Source organism: Sphingobium sp. SG1 (genome assembly GCF_057063145.1).
This window is the reverse complement of record NZ_JBVVOJ010000007.1, coordinates 180,402-196,839: the sequence shown is the minus strand read 5'-3', so window position 1 is coordinate 196,839 and position 16,438 is coordinate 180,402. Positions and strand designations below refer to the sequence as shown.

Here is a 16,438-nt window from a genome sequence, read left to right as displayed (position 1 = left end):
GCCGCTGCCTTCCCCCTATAGTCCGGAGTCGCGCCGCCACATGGCGGCGCAGGCGCAGGAGAAATTCCATCGCCAGATCGATCGGGTCCGGCCGGGATCGCGCAGCTTCGAGATCGCCAAGCGGGTAATGGTGGGCGTCTATAGCGACGGGTTCATCCATGCGGGGAACCTGGCCTATCTCTCGCTGATGACGCTGTTTCCCTTCTTCATCGTCGCGGCCGCCGTCGCCAGCGTCTTCGGCCGCACGTCGGACGGGCTCTCCGCGGTGAATGCCTTTCTCTATACCGTGCCGCGCGGCGTCGCCGATGTCGTGCGCCAGCCGATCAGCGATGTGTTGCAGGCGCGTTCCGGCAATCTGCTCTGGTTCGGCGGTCTGGTGGGGCTTTGGACCGTGGGCAGCCTGATCGAGACGATCCGCGACATATTGCGCCGCGCCTATGGGACGAAGAGCACCAAGCCCTTCTGGCGTTACCGGCTGGCGTCGGTCGGGATCACGCTGGTCAGCGTGCTGGCGGTGATGTTCGCCTTTTCGATGCAGGTGATGATTACCGCGGTGGACCAGCTGCTCCACCGGCTGCTGCCCTTTGCGGACGAGGCGATCGCTTGGGTTTCCTCGGCCAAGCTGGTGCCGATGGCGATATTATGCGTGGCGCTCCACTCGCTCTATGTCTCGCTGACCCCGTCGCTCTACCGCGACAAGCGCTTTCCCAAATGGCCCGGCGCCGTCGCCACCGCGCTCTGGTGGTATGCCGTCACCCTGCTATTGCCGGTCACATTGTCGATGCTGGGCGGCTATGACCGGACCTATGGCAGTCTGGCCGGTGTCATGATCACCCTCATTTTTTTCTTTCTCGTGGGGCTCGGCGTGGTAATTGGCGCCGAATTGAATGCGGCACTGGCGGAATTTCCGGAAGACGAAGCAGCCGGCACCGTGCAGGACAAAGGGAACGGAACGACGATATGACAGGCTTGATGGCGGGAAAGCGCGGGCTCATCATGGGGCTGGCGAACGACAAGTCGCTGGCTTGGGGTATTTCGCAGCAACTGCATGCGCAGGGCGCGGAACTGGCCTTCTCCTACCAGGGCGAGGCGCTGGCCAAGCGCGTCAAGCCGCTGGCCGAACAGTTGGGCTCGGACTTCCTGATCGACTGCGACGTGTCCGACATGGCGAAGCTGGACGAGGCCTTTGCCGAGATCGAGGCGCGCTGGGGCAAGCTGGACTTCGTGGTCCATGCGATCGGCTTTTCCGACAAGAATGAGCTGCGCGGCCTCTATGCCGACACCAGCCTCGATAATTTCCTGATGACCATGAACATCTCCGTCTACAGCTTCGTCGCCGTCGCGGCCCGCGCGCGCGCGCTGATGAAGGAAGGCGGCAGCCTGCTGACGCTGAGCTATTATGGCGCGGAAAAGGTCATCCCCCATTACAACGTCATGGGCGTGGCCAAGGCGGCGCTGGAAACCAGCGTCAAATATCTGGCGATGGACCTGGGCCCGGAAAATATCCGCGTCAACGCGATCTCGGCCGGACCGATCAAGACGCTGGCGGCCAGCGGCATCGGCGATTTCCGCTACATCATGAAGTGGAACGAGCTGAACTCGCCGCTGCGTCGCAACGTGACGATCGACGATGTCGGCGGTGCGGGCCTTTACCTGCTGTCGGACCTCGCTTCGGGCGTGACGGGTGAGATCCACCATGTCGACGCGGGCTATAATGTCATCGGCATGAAGGCCGAAGACGCGCCCGACATCGCGCTGGACAAGTAAGAACGACGCGACCGGATTGGAACGGATATGAGCTTCAACACATTCGGTCGCGTCTTCCGCTTCTCGACCTGGGGCGAGAGCCATGGTCCGGCGATCGGCGCGGTGGTCGATGGCTGCCCTCCGGGCCTGGCATTGAGCGAGGCGGACATCCAGCCCTGGCTCGATCTGCGCAAGCCGGGCACGTCCAAGTTCACGACCCAGCGGCGCGAGCCCGATGAGGTGCGTATCCTGTCGGGCGTGTTCGAGGGCAGGACCACTGGCACGCCGATCAGCCTGATGATCGAGAATACCGACCAGCGATCGAAGGATTATTCGGAAGTCGCCAAGGCCTATCGCCCCGGCCATGCCGACTATGCCTATGACGCCAAATATGGCTTTCGCGACTATCGTGGCGGTGGGCGCTCCTCGGCGCGCGAAACCGCCAGCCGGGTTGCGGCCGGTGCGGTGGCGCGGCTGGTCATCCCGGAAGTCGATATCTTCGCTTATGTAAGCGAGATCGGCGGCGACGCGATCGACTATGGCAATTTCGACGCGGCGCAGATCGGCCAGAATCCCTTCTTCTGCCCTGACGCCGAAGCCGCGGTGCGCTGGGAAGCGCTGGTCGATGGCGCGCGCAAGGATGGCTCGTCGCTCGGCGCAGTGGTCGAATGCATGGCCAGTGGCGTGCCCGCCGGCTGGGGCGCGCCGCTCTATGCCAAGCTCGACAGCGAACTGGCGAGTGCGATGATGAGCATAAACGCGGTCAAGGGCGTGGAAATCGGCGACGGCTTCGCAGCCGCCCGGCTGCGCGGTGAGCAGAATGCCGATCCGATGCGGCCCGGCGCCGACGGTCCGGTCTTCCTGGCCAATCATGCCGGCGGCATCGCTGGGGGCATTTCGACCGGCCAGCCGGTCAAGGTCCGTATCGCCTTCAAGCCGACCAGTTCGATCCTGATTCCGGTCGAGACGGTGACCCGCGAAGGCGATGCGTCGGACATCATCACCAAGGGGCGTCATGACCCGTGCGTCGGCATTCGCGGCGTGCCGGTGGTCGAAGCGATGATGGCGCTGGTGCTGGCCGACCAGAAGCTGCTGCACCGCGCCCAGTGCGGGGCCGACTGACGCGCCGAACCGCGCCAATCGCGCGCCGAATGTGCAAAAGATGCGAGACGACTCACCCATGTTACGCTAGGATGACATGGTCACCCGCGGGAGGGTGAGCGGCAGAGCGTAAGCCTGGGGAGCGTCAGCACGCTATGCGTGGATTGACGGTCAAAACGTCCCCTGACGCCGCGACACGGGCCAGCCATGCAACCATGGCTGGCCCATTTCGTTTCACCTCCGTTAGAGACGCGATCACGCGATCAAACGGGGGCAAGACGAGATGCATTTCATCACCGCGCTATTGGGCATCTACCGCGCGGAAATCGGCCTGGTCATTCTCGCCTGCATGTTCGTCGCCTTCGTGCGCGAACGCTATTCCCCGACCGTCGTTTCCGTGCTGGGTGCCTGTGCCTTCGCGCTGCTCGGCCTGCTCGACGAGAAATCGCTCTTCTCCGTCTTTTCGAACAGCGCGCCGCTGACCGTGGGCGCGATGTTCGTGCTGTCGGGGGCGCTCATTCGCACCGGCACGATCAACCGCATCGCCGATCTGGTCATGGTCCGGGCGCAGAAGCATCCGCGGCTGGCGCTGGTGGAGGTTGCGGTGGGCACGGTGCTGCTGTCGGCCTTCCTCAACAACACGCCGGTCGTCGTGCTGCTGATCCCGATCATGTTCCGGCTGGCGCAGGCGACCGCCTATCCGGTCAAGAAGCTGCTGATCCCGATGAATGCGGTGGCGGTGATGGGCGGCTGCGTTACCCTGATCGGCACATCGACCAACCTGATCGTCGCGGGCATCGCGGCCGAACAGGGCATGCAGCCCTTCGGCATTTTCGATATCACCCCCTATGGCCTCGCCGGCACCATTGCCGGCGTCATCGGCCTGGCCTGCCTCAGTTTCCTGCTGCCCAGCGACCCGCCCTCGATCGCGGGCGAGAATGGCGGCAATGTGCAGGAATATCTGACCGAACTGGTCGTGACGCCGGACAGCGAGGTGGTCGGGCGGGAGATTGGCGAATTGTCCGTCCTTGGCCGCTCGGTCACCCTGATCGGGCTCAAGCGGGCCGGCGAGATACGGCGCCACGACCTGGAGCAGGAGGAACTGCATGTCGGCGACCGGCTGATCGTCCGGGCCGATGGCACGGCGATCATGACGCTGCGCGAATCGGGCGATTTCGAACTGGGCATTGCCGCCGATTCCGAGACTTCGGCGCGAGAGGGTACGGTGATCGAGGCGATGGTCGCGCCCAGCCATCCCTCGATCGGGGAGCGGCTGATCGACATTCCCTTCCTTCATGCCCTGCGCGTCCGTCTGATCGGCATCCATCGCGCCCGCCATCTGCCCGGTCCGGACCTGGCCGATACGCGGGTGCGCGGCGCCGACCGGCTGCTGGTGGCGGGCAGCGATGACGCGATGCGTTCGCTGAAAGACAATCCCAACCTGATCGGCGTCGACATCAGCCGCACCCGCGCCTTCCGCCCGCGCAAAGCATGGATCGCGATCCTGGCGATGGCCGCGGTGGTGATCCTGTCGGCGCTGGACGTGATCGGCATTGGCCTGGCCGCCTTCATCGCGGTGGGCGTGATCCTGGTCACCCGCTGCATCGATGCGGAGGAGGCCTGGGCGGCGATCGACGGCGATGTGCTGATCCTGATCTTTGCCATGCTGGCAGTCGGCCTGGCGCTGGAACAGGCGGGCAGCGTCGCGCTGATGGTGGGCTGGATCACGCCGCTGATGCAGGTCGCGCCGCAATGGAGCCTGGTCTTCATCGTCTATTTCGCGGCGTTGATCCTGTCCGAGCTTCTCAGCAACAATGCGGTCGCGGCGCTGCTGACCCCGCTGACCATCGCGCTGGCGCATCAACTGGGCACCGATCCGCGCCTGCTGGTGATTGCGCTGATGATCGGGGCGTCCGCCTGTTTCGCGACGCCGATCGGTTATCAGACCAATGCGCTTGTCTATGCCGCCGGCGATTATCGTTTCGCCGATTTCGTGCGCATCGGCGTGCCGCTCAACCTGATCGTCGGCACCGCGGTGTGCGCGGCGCTGGTGATTCTGGGCTAGGGACCAATTGCCCGCATCCGGCCCTGTCGGCACGGATGCGGGCCCGGCATGAAGGCGGCGATCCATCAGGAGTATCGCCATGACCCGCCTTCGCTTCACCCAGGTCGATGCCTTTGCCGACGCGCCCTTCACCGGCAATCCGGCGGCGGTGATGCCGCTCGATGCCTGGCTCGATGATGCGGTGCTGCAGGCGATCGCGGCGGAAAACAACCTGTCCGAAACCGCCTTCACCGTGCCGACGCCGGACGATGCGGAGGCCGATTATGCGCTGCGCTGGTTCACCCCGGCGGTCGAGGTGAAGCTGTGCGGCCATGCCACGCTGGCGAGCGGGCATGTGCTGATTGAGGGCGATGCCATCCGTTTTCGCACCCACCATGCCGGGGTGCTGACCGTGACCCGTGCGGGCGAGGGCTATGAACTGTCGCTGCCGGCCTGGACCAGCGCGCCCAGGCCGCTGCCGGAGCTGGCGGCGGGGATGGGCGGCGACATCGTCGAAACGCGCTGGCGCGAGGGTGGCTATGCGATCTTCGTCTATCGCGATGCTGCGGCGATCCGCGCGCTGGAGCCCGATTTCGCGATCCTGCGCAAGCTGGGCGACAATCTGCTGATGGCGACCGCGCCGGGCGACGACAGCGACATCATCAGCCGCGTCTTCGTGCCGGGCGGCGGGATCGACGAGGATCCGGTGACCGGATCGGCCCATGGCCTGCTGACGCCCTATTGGGCAGAGCGGCTCGGCAAGGATGCGATCAGCGCCTATCAGGCTTCGGCGCGAGGCGGGCGGCTGGGCTGCCGGCTGGAGGGCGACCGGGTGGTGATGACCGGCGCCTGTCGCACGGTGATCGAGGGCATATTCACCCTTTAACCGGGGAAGAGGCCGATCAGCCGGGCCAGTTGCGCCTTCACGGCGGTGCGCTGTTCCTTCTTGGGCGACATGCCGATCCGCACGATCGTCAGCCGCTGGCCGGGTGCGACCAATATATATTGGCCATTATGGCCGACGCAGCCGAACAGGCTGGCCGAGGCGAGGCCGGGCATCAGCGCACTCTCGCTGCTGTCGCGGTTGAGCCAGAGATGGGCGCCATAGGCCGCGTTCCGGGGCGAGGGCGCGCGCATATAGTCGACCCATTTTTCCGGCACGATCTGATGGCCGTTGGGGGAGCGGCCATGGTTGCGCAGCAATTCGCCGAAGCGGCCATAGTCGCGCGCGGTCATGTGCATGATCGATCCGCCGATCAGCGTGCCGTTGGCGTCATATTCCGGGGTCAGGCTGGACAGCTTGCCCGGTGCCTTCAGCCGGCCGTCGATGAACATCTGCATCGCCCGGCGGCGGACGTCGGGATGGGGGCTGTTGGTCAGCATCCGGGTCATCAGGTCCGACAGGATCATCGTGCTGCCGGTGGAGTAGGAAAATGTCTCGCCGGGAACATGCGCCAGCGGCTTGGATTCGGCATAGGCCGCCATGTCCTGCGCGCCGTCCATGAACAGCATGCGCACGGTGTCGCCGTCGGTGATCGGCTCGCCATCCTCGGCATGGTCGAGGCCCGAGGTCATCGACAGCAGCTGGCGCAGGGTGATGCGGCCGCGCGGATCGCCCGGTTGGCTCCAGGCCGCGACCGGCACCGGCGAATCGAGCGCAAGCCGTCCGTCCGACACCATCAGGCCGACCAGCACTGCGGTCACGCTCTTGGCCATCGACCAGGACAGCAACTTCGTGTCGGGGGTGATGCCGGGGGCATAGCGTTCGGCAATCACCTTGCCGTCGCGCATGACCAGCAGGGCGCGCGTCTCGCCCATGGCCTTGTCGTCGAACAGCGGATCGATCGCGCCGCGCAGCGCGCTGGCGCTGACCACCGCTTCGGTATCGACGCTATAGACGGGCTCGGGTGCATGGGCCGCGCGCCCCGCCAGCGTGCCGGCCAGGACGAGCGTCACCAGTCCGGCACCCATGGCAAGGCGCTTTACGATTCGCTTCTCGATCTGCATAAGCCGGCGCCCTTAGCATGGAGGCGGGAAGAAGGACCATGGCGGTTCGTGGTAAATGGTGGATCGTCGCGGCGGTGATCGTCGTCGCGCTGCTGGCCGCGCTGGCGTGGAACTGGTCGACCCTGCGCGCCCGCGCGCAGCTCGGATCGGCCTATGGCGCGCGGCTGACCTGTTCCTGCCGCTATGTCGAGGGCCGCGCCATGGGCAGCTGCCAGGGCGACAAGGAGCCGGGCATGGCGATGGTCCGGCTGACCGACAAGCCGGAGGAGCGGGCGGTCGAGGCGCATGTCCCGCTGCTGGCGTCGCGCACCGCACGCTTCAAGCCGGGCTGGGGCTGTCTGCTCGATCCGGCAGGATAAGCGCGTGTTTGAGAAATCGCGAAAGAGCGATTTCTGATACGGCACCAGCCCGCTCCCCCACCCGGCCACCCAACGGCAGTATTCTATGGGTGGCCGGGTGGGGGGAGCGGGCTGGTGCCGGAATGCGCCATCTGGCGCATCTCAAACAGACACTCCGCGCTACTGGCACCTGTGGCCCTGACTCGCTAAGGCCGGTCCATGCCTCGCGACATTCCCACGCTGCTCCACGATATTTTCGGCTTCACGACGTTCCGCGGGGTGCAGGAACAGGTGGTCGGCCGGGTCATGGCGGGGCAGCCGACCCTGGCGATCATGCCGACCGGCGCGGGCAAGTCGCTCTGCTACCAGTTGCCGGCCGTGGCGCTCGATGGCTGCTGCGTGGTGGTATCGCCACTGATCGCGCTGATGCATGACCAGCTGCGCGCCGCGACCGCGGTGGGCATCCGCGCCGCCAGTCTGACCAGCGTCGATGCCGACTGGCGCGAGACGCAGGACCGGCTGCGCAATGGCGAACTGGACCTGCTCTATGTCGCGCCGGAACGAGCGAGCGGCGAGGGGTTCCGCAATCTGCTGCGCTCGGCGAAGGTCGCCCTGTTCGCGATCGACGAAGCGCATTGCGTGTCCGAATGGGGGCATGATTTCCGCCCCGACTATCGGTTGCTGCGGCCGCTGCTGGATGAGTTTCCCGATGTTCCGCGCCTCGCGCTGACGGCGACGGCGGACGCGCATACCCGCAAGGATATCCTCGTCCAGCTCGGCATTCCCGAGGATGGGCTGATCATCTCGGGCTTCGATCGGCCCAATATCCGCTATGCCGTCCATCCGCGCGATGGGCTGACCCGGCAGTTGGCCGACCTGCTCGCCGCCAATCCGGGGCCGGGCGTGGTCTATGCGCCGACCCGCGCCGCGACCGAGAAGCTGGCCGAGACGCTGGGGCGCGGTGGCCGGGCGGTGCGCGCCTATCATGCCGGCATGGACCCGGCCCAGCGCGCCGCCAACCAGGCGGCCTTCATCGCCAGCGAGGATATGGTGATGGTCGCCACCGTCGCCTTCGGCATGGGGATCGACAAGCCCGACGTGCGCTTCGTCGCCCATGCCGGCCTGCCCAAGTCGATCGAGGGCTATTATCAGGAATCGGGCCGCGCCGGCCGCGATGGCGAACCGGCGGTCGCCCATCTCTTCTGGGGGGCGGAGGATTTCGCCCGTGCCCGCCAGCGCATCATGGAGCTGGAACCGGCGCGCCAGCAGGGCGAGCGGGCGCGGATCGCGGCGCTGGGGGCGCTGGTCGAGACGGCGACCTGCCGCCGGGCGATCCTGCTGCGGCACTTTGGCGAGAATCCGCCGGCGACCTGCGGCAATTGCGACAATTGCCTGACTCCGCCGGCCAGTGTCGACGCGACCGAGACGGCGCGCAAATATCTCTCCGCCGTCTATCGTACCGGCCAGAGCTTTGGCGCGGGTCATATCGAGGCGGTGCTGAGCGGCGCCGTGACCGACAAGATTCGCGAGCGCGGGCATGACAAGATCTCCGTCTATGCGATCGTCGATGGCGACGAGACGGCCCTGCTGCGGCCGGTGTCGCGCGCGCTGCTGGTGCGGGACGCGCTGGAGACGACCGAGCATGGCGGGCTGATGCTCGGCCCCAATGCCCGGCCGATCCTGCGCGGCGAGGAGGAAGTGCGCATTCTGGTGCCGCCGCGGCGCGAGCGGAAGAAGCGCAACGCCCGCAATGGCAGCGACGCCAATCCGGTTGGCGATCCGCTGTTCGACGCGCTGCGCACCTGTCGCCGCGAACTGGCGCAGGATGCCGGGGTCCCGCCCTATGTCATCTTCCATGATTCGACGCTGCGCGAGATGGCCGAGCAACGGCCGGCGACCATCCATGAGCTGGGCATGGTGAGCGGCGTCGGGCAGAAGAAGCTGGATGCCTATGGCGATGCCTTCCTGGCGGCGATCCGGCCCTATCTGTAGCGGATGAGCGTGTGGCCCCGTTTCTCGACAGGCTCGAAACGAACGGATGAAGGGGCATCGATGCCGGTTGGGCGTGCAGACGCTTGAATCCTGTGGCGGGCGGGCGCATGGCGGGGGCGAAGGAGATTTGCCCATGTTCCGCCAGCTGACCGACCGTCTTTATGTCTCGCCCCAGATCAGCGTCGATCAGGTGGAGACCGCCAAGGCGCTGGGCGTGACCATGATCATCAACAACCGCCCCGATGACGAGGAGCCGGGCCAGACCAACGGTGCCGCGGTCGAGGCAGCGGCGATCGACGCCGGTGTCGCCTATGCCGCCGTGCCGGTGGCCCATGGCGGCTTTGCCCCCTGGCAGCTCGACGGCATGGCCGCCGCGATGGAGCAGGCGGGCGAGGGCAAGATACTGGCCTATTGCCGGTCTGGCACGCGCAGCACCCTGTTGTGGGCGCTGACCCGCGCGCGGGCCGGCGACGATGCCGACGCGCTGTCGGCGCAGGCGACGGCTGCGGGCTATGATCTTGGCCCGGTGCGCCAGATCATGGATGCGCTGAAGCCCGCCTGAAAATAGGATTTCGTCCGCTTAACTTCCCATGTTTCCCGCACATTTCGACATTTCCTTACGCAAGTAGGAAATCATGTTGCGAGGGGGATGGGGACGCCGGACGATGGGAAAGAGCCGGGCGCAGCCTAACATGGGCGCGGCTCTGTAGGACAGGGCGGGGAAGCGGGCCGGAACCGGCTTTCTCAAGCGGACGCTCAGCCGCACTCCACGGTGACATGTTCCATGCGCGGCAGGCTGCGCACCCGTTCGCGGACACGGGCGCCGTCGGCGCCGGGGGCGAGGCTGATGATCGCGGCATGGGCGTGCGGGCCGATGCGCCAGACATGGAGGTCGCGGATGGTGGCGCCTTCCGCTTCGACCAGACCGCGCACCCTGGCCATCAGCGCGGGTTCGGCGGTGTCGAGCAAGATGGCGGCGGTGTCCTTCATCAGGCCCCAGGCCCAGCGGGCGATGACCACGGCACCCAGCAGGCCGACCGCCGGATCGAGCCACCACCAGCCGAGATAGCGGCCGGCCAGTAGCGCGGCGATCGCCAGCACCGACGTCAGCGCATCGGTCAGCACATGGACATAGGCGGCGCGCAGGTTGTTGTCGGCATGGCCGCTCTTGTGGCCGTGATCATGGTCATGATCGTCATGCGCGTGGCTATGCCCATGATCATGGCTATGGTCGTGGCCGAGCAGCAGGGCGCTGACCAGATTGATGACCAGGCCGATGATCGCGACCAGGGTCGCCTCGCCAAAGGCGACCTTTACCGGCTCGAACAGGCGCATGCCGGATTCGATCGCGATGAACAGCGCGGTGAGCAGCAGCAGCAGCGCGGAGGCGAAGCCGGACAGGTCGCCGACCTTGCCGGTGCCGAAGGTGTAGCGCGGGTTGCGGGCATGGCGTTTGGCATAGCTGTAGGCGGCGGCGGCCACGGCCAGCGCGCCGGCATGAGTCGCCATGTGGAAACCGTCGGCCAGCAGTGCCATCGACCCGGTTATCCAGCCAAAGGCGATTTCCACCACCATGGTCGCGGCGGTCAGCCAGACGACCCACAGGGTGCGCCTGGCATTCTTGTCATGCCCGGCGCTCAGATAGATATGGTCGAAATAATGGCGTTCCTCGCCATCCTTGTCGGTCGGCGGCGGGGCGGTCGGGGCGGGATGATGCGCATGGTCATGGTTGCAGCCGGCGCCATGATGATGGTGCCCATGGGCGTGATCGTCGTGCATCGTCATTTCCCGTAGCGGCGGATCAGCGCCAGCATTTCTTCGGTGGCGGCCGTGCGCGCTTCGTCGGTCAGGCCGGGGCGGGCGACATGTTCGCGCATATGCTGCTCGATGAGCTCCTCCATCAGGCTGCCGACCGCGCCGCGCACCGAGGCGACCAGCTGCAATGTTTCCGAGCAGCCGGCATCGCCCGCCAGCTGGCGCTCGACGGCGCTGACCTGCCCCGCAATGCGGCGCACCCGCGCCAGTAATTTGTCCCGATCCGCGATGATGTGCATAGGATACCCCCCTATACTATGTGGATAAGTTGAGCAAGGCGTGGGGGGATGGAGCGGGGGCGCCAGTTGGAGCCGAGAATCGACGCGACAGTCGAAGTTCACAGTGTCGTGCGGGTAAATTCGGGCCAATGCGCCGGCCAAGCGCCTGCCACGCGCCAATGAAGCGACAGGCGCGCGACAACCGGGGCAGGATGACGCGCCTTCGACGCGACAGGGAGAGGACAACGAGGCGACAGGAAAGCGACACTTCCGCGCCGGTCGGGCGACAGCGGCTTGGCGGCGAGGGCTGGAAAGTGGAGCGGGTGTCCATCGCCCAGGGTAGATCAGGGAAAGGCCGAGTAAGAAAGCGGGATGCCGGGTCCAGCCCGGCATGACGGACGCGGGGATGGCAACTGACGACCAGAAGCTGTCATGTTCCCCCTCCCGTAAACGGGAGAGGGTTAAGGGGGTGGGGGCGCCGCGTAGCGGCGGTCTACGGTCGATAGGGCAGAAGCTCGCTACGCTCGCAACCCACCCCAACCCCTCCCGGAAGGGAGGGGCTATGTCTTATTCCCACCCATCCCGGACCACCAGCCTGCCCATCCCGCTTTGCCTTTGGCGTCGGCGCAGCTAACAGGGGGGAGTGGCTGATCTGGAATGCGATCTTGCGATTATCGGCGGGGGCCTTGCCGGGGGGCTGATCGCGCTTGCCTTTGCCGAGCGGCGGCCGGGTACGCGCATCCTGTTGATCGAGCAGGCCGATCATGTCGGCGGCAATCATATCTGGTCCTTCTTCGACGGGGATGTCGATGCGCGCGACCGCTGGCTGGTCGATCCGCTGGTCAGCAGCCGCTGGTCGCAGGGGCATGAAGTGCGCTTTCCCGGCTATCGGCGGCAACTCGGCACGCCTTATAACAGCATCGCCTCCCCCCGTTTCGATGCGCATGTGTGGGCGGCGCTGGGCGAACGCCTGCTGACCGGCGCGCAGGTGGCGACGATCGGCCGGCAATTTCTGGTGCTGGAGGACGGGCGGCGGATCAGCGCGCCTGCGATGATCGATGCTGGGGGGGCAGGCGACCTGTCGGCGCTGCGCTGTGGCTGGCAGAAATTCGTCGGGCAGACGCTGCGACTGGCGCAGCCGCACGGGATCGCGCAGCCGGTGATCATGGATGCGACGGTGGCGCAGATCGACGGCTATCGCTTCGTCTATCTGCTGCCGCGCGACGCCCGGACGATCTTTGTCGAGGATACCTATTATAGCGACGGGCCGGCGCTGGACGCGGCAGGGATCGCGGAGCGGATCGCCGCCTATGCGCAGGCGCAGGGGTGGCAGGTGGAGGAAGTTATCCACAGCGAGAGCGGCGTGCTGCCGGTGGTGCATGGCGGCGATTTCGACCGTTACTGGCCGGCCGATGACCCGGTCGCGCGGGCCGGGGTGAAGGCCGGCCTGTTCCAGCCGATGACCGGCTATTCGCTGCCCGATGCGGTGCGATTCGCGACCTGGCTGGTGGAGCAGCCGCTGAAGGGCCTGCCGGCGGCGACGCGGACCTATGCTGCGGCGCACTGGAAGAAGGGACTTTATTATCGGCTGCTTGGCCGGATGCTCTTCGGCGCTGCGGCGCCGGACCAGCGCTGGCGCATCTTTGCCCGCTTCTATCGGTTGCGGCCGGGGCTGATCCAGCGCTTCTATGCCGGGCGATCGACCATCGCCGATCGCATCCGCATCTTGTGCGGGCGTCCCCCGGTGCGCATAAGGGATGCCATGCACGCATTGCTGAACCCACCCGCCTGATGGAGCGGAAAGCGATTGTCATTGGCGCGGGCTTTGGCGGCCTGGCGCTGGCCATCCGTCTGCAGTCGGCCGGGGTGGCAACCACCCTGATCGAGGCGCGCGACCGCCCCGGTGGCCGCGCCTATATGTGGGAGAAGGACGGCTTCACCTTCGACGCCGGGCCGACGGTCATCACCGATCCGGCCTGCCTCGCCGAATTGTGGCGCCTGTCGGGGAACGACATGGCACAGGATGTCAGCCTGGTGCCGGTGTCGCCCTTCTACCGGCTCAACTGGCGCGACGGCACCAATTTCGACTATTCCAACGACGAGGTGGCGCTGCGCGCGCAGATCGCCAAGCTCAATCCGGAAGATGTCGCGGGCTATGAGCGGTTCCTGGATTATGCCGATGGCGTCTATGAGGAGGGCTATCGCAAGCTCGGCTCGGTCGCCTTCCTCGACTTCGCCTCGATGGTGCGGGCGGGGCCGAGCCTTGCCAAATATCAGGCCTGGCGATCGGTCTATTCGATCGTGTCGAGCCATGTGAAGGACGAGAAGCTGCGTCAGGCACTGTCCTTCCACAGCCTGCTGGTCGGCGGCAATCCGATGACGACCAGCGGCATCTATGCCCTGATCCACAAGCTGGAGAAGGATGGCGGCGTGTGGTTCGCCAAGGGCGGCACCAACCGGCTGGTGCAGGGCATGGCGACCCATTTCGAGCGGCTGGGCGGCGTGCTGCGGCTGGGCGACGCGGTGGTCGAGATCGAGACCCATGGCGACCGGGCGGTGGCGGTGCGCACCGCGTCGGGCTGGCGCGGGGAGGCGGATGCGATTGCCAGCAATGGCGACCTGATGCACAGCTATCGCGACCTGCTGGGCCATCATCCGCGCGGGCAGAAGCAGGCGGAAAAGCTGCAGCACAAGAAATGGTCGCCCAGCCTGTTCGTGCTGCATTTCGGGATCAAGGGCAGCTGGCCGGGCATTCCCCACCATATGATCCTGTTCGGCCCGCGCTATGAGGGGCTGCTGACCGATATCTACAGCCATGGCGTGCTGCCGGCGGATTTCTCGCTCTATCTGCATCACCCGACCGTCACCGATCCGTCGATGGCGCCGGAGGGCTATTCGACCTTCTATGCGCTCGCCCCGGTGCCGCACATGGGCAAGCTGCCGATCGACTGGGATCGCTTCGCGCCGGCCTATGCCGAGCGCATCCTGGACGAGATCCAGCATCGGCTGATCCCCGACATACGATCGCGCATCGTGACCCAGTTCCATTATGCGCCGAGCGACTTTGGCCGCGACCTCAATGCCCATCTGGGCAGCGGCTTCAGCCTGGAGCCGCTGTTGACCCAGAGCGCCTGGTTCCGCGCCCATAATCGCGACGATGTCATTCCCAACCTTTATCTGGTAGGGGCCGGCACCCATCCCGGCGCGGGCATCCCCGGCGTGGTGGGCAGCGCCAAGGCGACCGCGGCGCTGATGCTGCAGGACATGGCTTGAGGAGCGCGCGGCGCTCCGGGACTGGAAGATGATGAAAAGACTGGCTGTTTATTGTGGTTCGGCGACGCCGGCCGACCTCACCTATATCGACGCGGCACGCCATGTCGGCCGCACTTTGGCACAGCGCGGAATCGGCGTCGTCTATGGCGGCGGGCGGCTGGGCCTGATGGGCGCGGTGGCGGATGCGGCGCTGGAAGCGGGCGGCGAGGTGATCGGTGTGATCCCCGAGGCGCTGGTCGGCGCCGAAGTCGCGCATCGCGGCTGCACCGAATTGCACGTGGTGGAGACCATGCACCAGCGCAAGCAGCTCTTCACCGACCTGTCGGACGGCTTCGTCACGATTCCGGGTGGCGTCGGCACGATGGACGAGCTGTGGGAAGCGATCAGCTGGGCGCAGCTGGGCTATCACAACAAGCCGGTCGGCCTGCTCAATGTCGCGGGCTTCTATGACCAGCTGATCGGCTTCAACCGGCAGATGGTGGAAGCCGGCTTCATCCGGCCGCAGCATGCCGGCATCATGATCCATGATGACAGTATCGAAGGGCTGCTTGACCAGATGGCCGCCTATCAGCCGCATGAGACGATCTTCGCGATGAAGGCCGCACGGCTCTGAAATAATATTCCCCTCCCGCTTGCGGGAGGGGTTAGGGGAGGGCATGTCCGCTTCATGGACTTAACAGGCCCTCTCTCGGCCCCTCCCGCAGGCGGGACGGGAGAATGGAATCGCCCCGCCCTGGTCACCCATGCCCGCGACAGCATTGCGCGGGGCTCGAAGAGCTTTGCCATGGCGTCGAAGCTGTTCGACCGGGTGACGCGCGAGCGGGCCTGGCTGCTCTATGCCTGGTGCCGCAAATGCGACGATATCGCCGATGGGCAGGACCATGGCGGGACGATGCGGGGCGTCGCCGACGGGCAGGCGCGGCTGTCGACGCTGCGGGTGCTGACCGATGCAGCGCTGCGCGGCGAGCCGACCGGCGACCCGGCCTTTGACGGCTTTGGCGTCGTCATGCGCGAATGCGCGATCCCGCACCGCTATGCCCATGATCTGCTGGAGGGGTTTGCGCTCGATGCGCGCGACTGGCGGCCGCGCAGCGAGGCGGACATGCTGCGCTATTGCTATCATGTCGCGGGCGCCGTGGGCTGCATGATGGCGGTGCTGATGGGCGTCGACCCGGAGGATGAGGCGACGTTGGACCGCGCCTGTGACCTGGGCATTGCCTTCCAGCTCGCCAATATCGCCCGCGACATCAGCGAGGATGAACTGGCCGATCGCTGCTACCTGCCGGTCGAATGGCTGGTGGAAATGGACATGCCGCCTGGCGAGCATATGAAACCCTGGCTGCGGCCGAAGCTGGCGATATTGGGCCAGCGGCTGGCCGACATGGCGGCGGCCTATGAGGACAGCGCGCGCCATGGCACCGGCGCGCTGCCGGCGCGGGCGGCCTGGGCAGTGCTGGCGGCGGCGGGCATCTATGGCGACATTGCGCGCGAAGTGGCGCGGCGGGGCGAGCATGCCTGGGACCATCGCGTGGTGACGCCGGGGCGCGAGAAACTGGGCTGGGTGATCCGCGCGGGACGGCAGGTGCCAGGACGGGGGCGGCGCTGGCCGGCAGGGGCAGCGCGGGCTGTGGGGTTGTGGACGCGGCCGACTGCCTGAATTTGGGTGGGTTCCGCTATTCCCCTCCCGCACGCGGGAGGGGTAGCGAGACTTGCGCGCGCAGCGCGTTAGTCGCAGCGGGGTGGGCTTTCGCGATGCCCAGCCCACCCCCTAACCCCCTCCCGCCTGCGGGAGGGGGAACATGTCCGCTTCTGGTCGCTGCCAGCCCCCCAATTCCGACTGCCTGCCCTGTGGATAAAAATAGGGCCGGTGTTTTCACACCGACCCCAAGGCATGTTCGCAGGAG

Annotated in this window: 15 protein-coding genes; 12 read left to right on the top strand and 3 right to left on the bottom strand. The window is 66.4% G+C overall.

The window, feature by feature from the left end; genetic code table 11:
* Positions 1 to 40: 40 nt before the first annotated feature.
* The 5 genes from AC0KVN_RS16830 (at position 41) to AC0KVN_RS16810 (ending at position 5,777) form a co-directional block, all read left to right on the top strand.
* Positions 41 to 964, top strand: a complete 924-nt coding sequence (locus tag AC0KVN_RS16830; protein ID WP_004209756.1) for a YihY/virulence factor BrkB family protein — start codon at positions 41 to 43, stop codon at positions 962 to 964.
* Positions 961 to 1,767 (top strand): enoyl-ACP reductase FabI, encoded by an 807-nt coding sequence (fabI, locus tag AC0KVN_RS16825; RefSeq protein ID WP_435567634.1) that lies wholly within the window; start codon positions 961 to 963, stop codon positions 1,765 to 1,767. The genes AC0KVN_RS16830 and fabI overlap by 4 nt, the downstream gene beginning before the upstream one ends.
* A gap of 27 nt (positions 1,768 to 1,794) precedes the next feature.
* The gene (gene aroC, locus AC0KVN_RS16820) at positions 1,795 to 2,868 is read left to right on the top strand and encodes a chorismate synthase (RefSeq protein WP_435567635.1); all 1,074 of its coding nucleotides are present in this window, start codon (positions 1,795 to 1,797) and stop codon (positions 2,866 to 2,868) included.
* A 262-nt stretch (positions 2,869 to 3,130) separates the two neighbouring features.
* Positions 3,131 to 4,912: a sodium:proton antiporter gene (locus AC0KVN_RS16815; RefSeq protein ID WP_435567636.1), complete on the top strand. Its 1,782-nt coding sequence runs from the start codon at positions 3,131 to 3,133 to the stop codon at positions 4,910 to 4,912.
* Between the two features lie 79 nt (positions 4,913 to 4,991).
* Entirely contained in the window at positions 4,992 to 5,777 is a 786-nt protein-coding gene (locus AC0KVN_RS16810; protein WP_435567637.1) for a PhzF family phenazine biosynthesis protein, read from the top strand.
* Here AC0KVN_RS16810 and AC0KVN_RS16805 read toward each other — a convergent pair.
* Positions 5,774 to 6,898 carry a serine hydrolase domain-containing protein gene (locus AC0KVN_RS16805; RefSeq protein ID WP_435567638.1) on the bottom strand — a complete coding sequence of 375 codons (1,125 nt, stop codon included), beginning with the start codon at positions 6,896 to 6,898 and terminating at the stop codon, positions 5,774 to 5,776. The two genes, AC0KVN_RS16810 and AC0KVN_RS16805, sit on opposite strands and share 4 nt — an antisense overlap.
* A gap of 38 nt (positions 6,899 to 6,936) precedes the next feature.
* Between AC0KVN_RS16805 and AC0KVN_RS16800 the strand changes: the two genes are divergently transcribed.
* From AC0KVN_RS16800 to AC0KVN_RS16790, 3 genes are all read left to right on the top strand, one after another.
* A complete protein-coding gene (locus tag AC0KVN_RS16800) occupies positions 6,937 to 7,257 on the top strand; it encodes a hypothetical protein (protein ID WP_017502516.1) in 321 nt (106 codons plus the stop codon).
* 198 nt (positions 7,258 to 7,455) lie between these two features.
* Positions 7,456 to 9,228: a DNA helicase RecQ gene (gene recQ / locus AC0KVN_RS16795; protein WP_037521909.1), complete on the top strand. Its 1,773-nt coding sequence runs from the start codon at positions 7,456 to 7,458 to the stop codon at positions 9,226 to 9,228.
* 133 nt (positions 9,229 to 9,361) lie between these two features.
* Positions 9,362 to 9,790, top strand: coding sequence for a protein tyrosine phosphatase family protein (locus AC0KVN_RS16790; RefSeq protein ID WP_010335591.1), 429 nt, complete (start codon positions 9,362 to 9,364; stop codon positions 9,788 to 9,790).
* 194 nt (positions 9,791 to 9,984) lie between these two features.
* On the opposite strand, the gene dmeF is transcribed toward AC0KVN_RS16790, so the two are convergent.
* Together dmeF and AC0KVN_RS16780 are read right to left on the bottom strand one after the other, a co-directional pair.
* Entirely contained in the window at positions 9,985 to 11,013 is a 1,029-nt protein-coding gene (gene dmeF / locus AC0KVN_RS16785) for a CDF family Co(II)/Ni(II) efflux transporter DmeF (protein WP_435567639.1), read from the bottom strand.
* Positions 11,010 to 11,282 carry a metal/formaldehyde-sensitive transcriptional repressor gene (locus tag AC0KVN_RS16780; RefSeq protein WP_004209772.1) on the bottom strand — a complete coding sequence of 91 codons (273 nt, stop codon included), beginning with the start codon at positions 11,280 to 11,282 and terminating at the stop codon, positions 11,010 to 11,012. The genes dmeF and AC0KVN_RS16780 overlap by 4 nt, the downstream gene beginning before the upstream one ends.
* A 622-nt stretch (positions 11,283 to 11,904) precedes the next feature.
* On the opposite strand from AC0KVN_RS16780, the gene crtY reads away from it, so the two are divergent.
* From crtY to AC0KVN_RS16760, 4 genes are read left to right on the top strand one after another with little or no spacing between them, the layout of a single operon-like run.
* Entirely contained in the window at positions 11,905 to 13,053 is a 1,149-nt protein-coding gene (gene crtY, locus AC0KVN_RS16775) for a lycopene beta-cyclase CrtY (RefSeq protein WP_483656216.1), read from the top strand.
* A complete protein-coding gene (locus AC0KVN_RS16770; protein WP_010335595.1) occupies positions 13,053 to 14,534 on the top strand; it encodes a phytoene desaturase in 1,482 nt (493 codons plus the stop codon). The genes crtY and AC0KVN_RS16770 overlap by 1 nt, the downstream gene beginning before the upstream one ends.
* A 31-nt stretch (positions 14,535 to 14,565) precedes the next feature.
* The gene (locus AC0KVN_RS16765) at positions 14,566 to 15,147 is read left to right on the top strand and encodes an LOG family protein (protein ID WP_037507379.1); all 582 of its coding nucleotides are present in this window, start codon (positions 14,566 to 14,568) and stop codon (positions 15,145 to 15,147) included.
* Between the two features lie 54 nt (positions 15,148 to 15,201).
* Positions 15,202 to 16,191, top strand: a complete 990-nt coding sequence (locus AC0KVN_RS16760; protein WP_435567641.1) for a phytoene/squalene synthase family protein — start codon at positions 15,202 to 15,204, stop codon at positions 16,189 to 16,191.
* Positions 16,192 to 16,438 lie beyond the last annotated feature (247 nt).

Bases quoted from the DNA above. Each gene is read 5' to 3' on its own strand.
- AC0KVN_RS16830 (WP_004209756.1), top strand. From the start codon at position 41: ATGGCGGCGCAGGCGCAGGAGAAATTCCATCGCCAGATCGATCGGGTC.
- fabI (WP_435567634.1), top strand. From the start codon at position 961: ATGACAGGCTTGATGGCGGGAAAGCGCGGGCTCATCATGGGGCTGGCG.
- aroC (WP_435567635.1), top strand. From the start codon at position 1,795: ATGAGCTTCAACACATTCGGTCGCGTCTTCCGCTTCTCGACCTGGGGC.
- AC0KVN_RS16815 (WP_435567636.1), top strand. From the start codon at position 3,131: ATGCATTTCATCACCGCGCTATTGGGCATCTACCGCGCGGAAATCGGC.
- AC0KVN_RS16810 (WP_435567637.1), top strand. From the start codon at position 4,992: ATGACCCGCCTTCGCTTCACCCAGGTCGATGCCTTTGCCGACGCGCCC.
- AC0KVN_RS16805 (WP_435567638.1), bottom strand. From the start codon at position 6,898: ATGCAGATCGAGAAGCGAATCGTAAAGCGCCTTGCCATGGGTGCCGGA.
- AC0KVN_RS16800 (WP_017502516.1), top strand. From the start codon at position 6,937: ATGGCGGTTCGTGGTAAATGGTGGATCGTCGCGGCGGTGATCGTCGTC.
- recQ (WP_037521909.1), top strand. From the start codon at position 7,456: ATGCCTCGCGACATTCCCACGCTGCTCCACGATATTTTCGGCTTCACG.
- AC0KVN_RS16790 (WP_010335591.1), top strand. From the start codon at position 9,362: ATGTTCCGCCAGCTGACCGACCGTCTTTATGTCTCGCCCCAGATCAGC.
- dmeF (WP_435567639.1), bottom strand. From the start codon at position 11,013: ATGACGATGCACGACGATCACGCCCATGGGCACCATCATCATGGCGCC.
- AC0KVN_RS16780 (WP_004209772.1), bottom strand. From the start codon at position 11,282: ATGCACATCATCGCGGATCGGGACAAATTACTGGCGCGGGTGCGCCGC.
- AC0KVN_RS16770 (WP_010335595.1), top strand. From the start codon at position 13,053: ATGGAGCGGAAAGCGATTGTCATTGGCGCGGGCTTTGGCGGCCTGGCG.
- AC0KVN_RS16765 (WP_037507379.1), top strand. From the start codon at position 14,566: ATGAAAAGACTGGCTGTTTATTGTGGTTCGGCGACGCCGGCCGACCTC.
- AC0KVN_RS16760 (WP_435567641.1), top strand. From the start codon at position 15,202: ATGGACTTAACAGGCCCTCTCTCGGCCCCTCCCGCAGGCGGGACGGGA.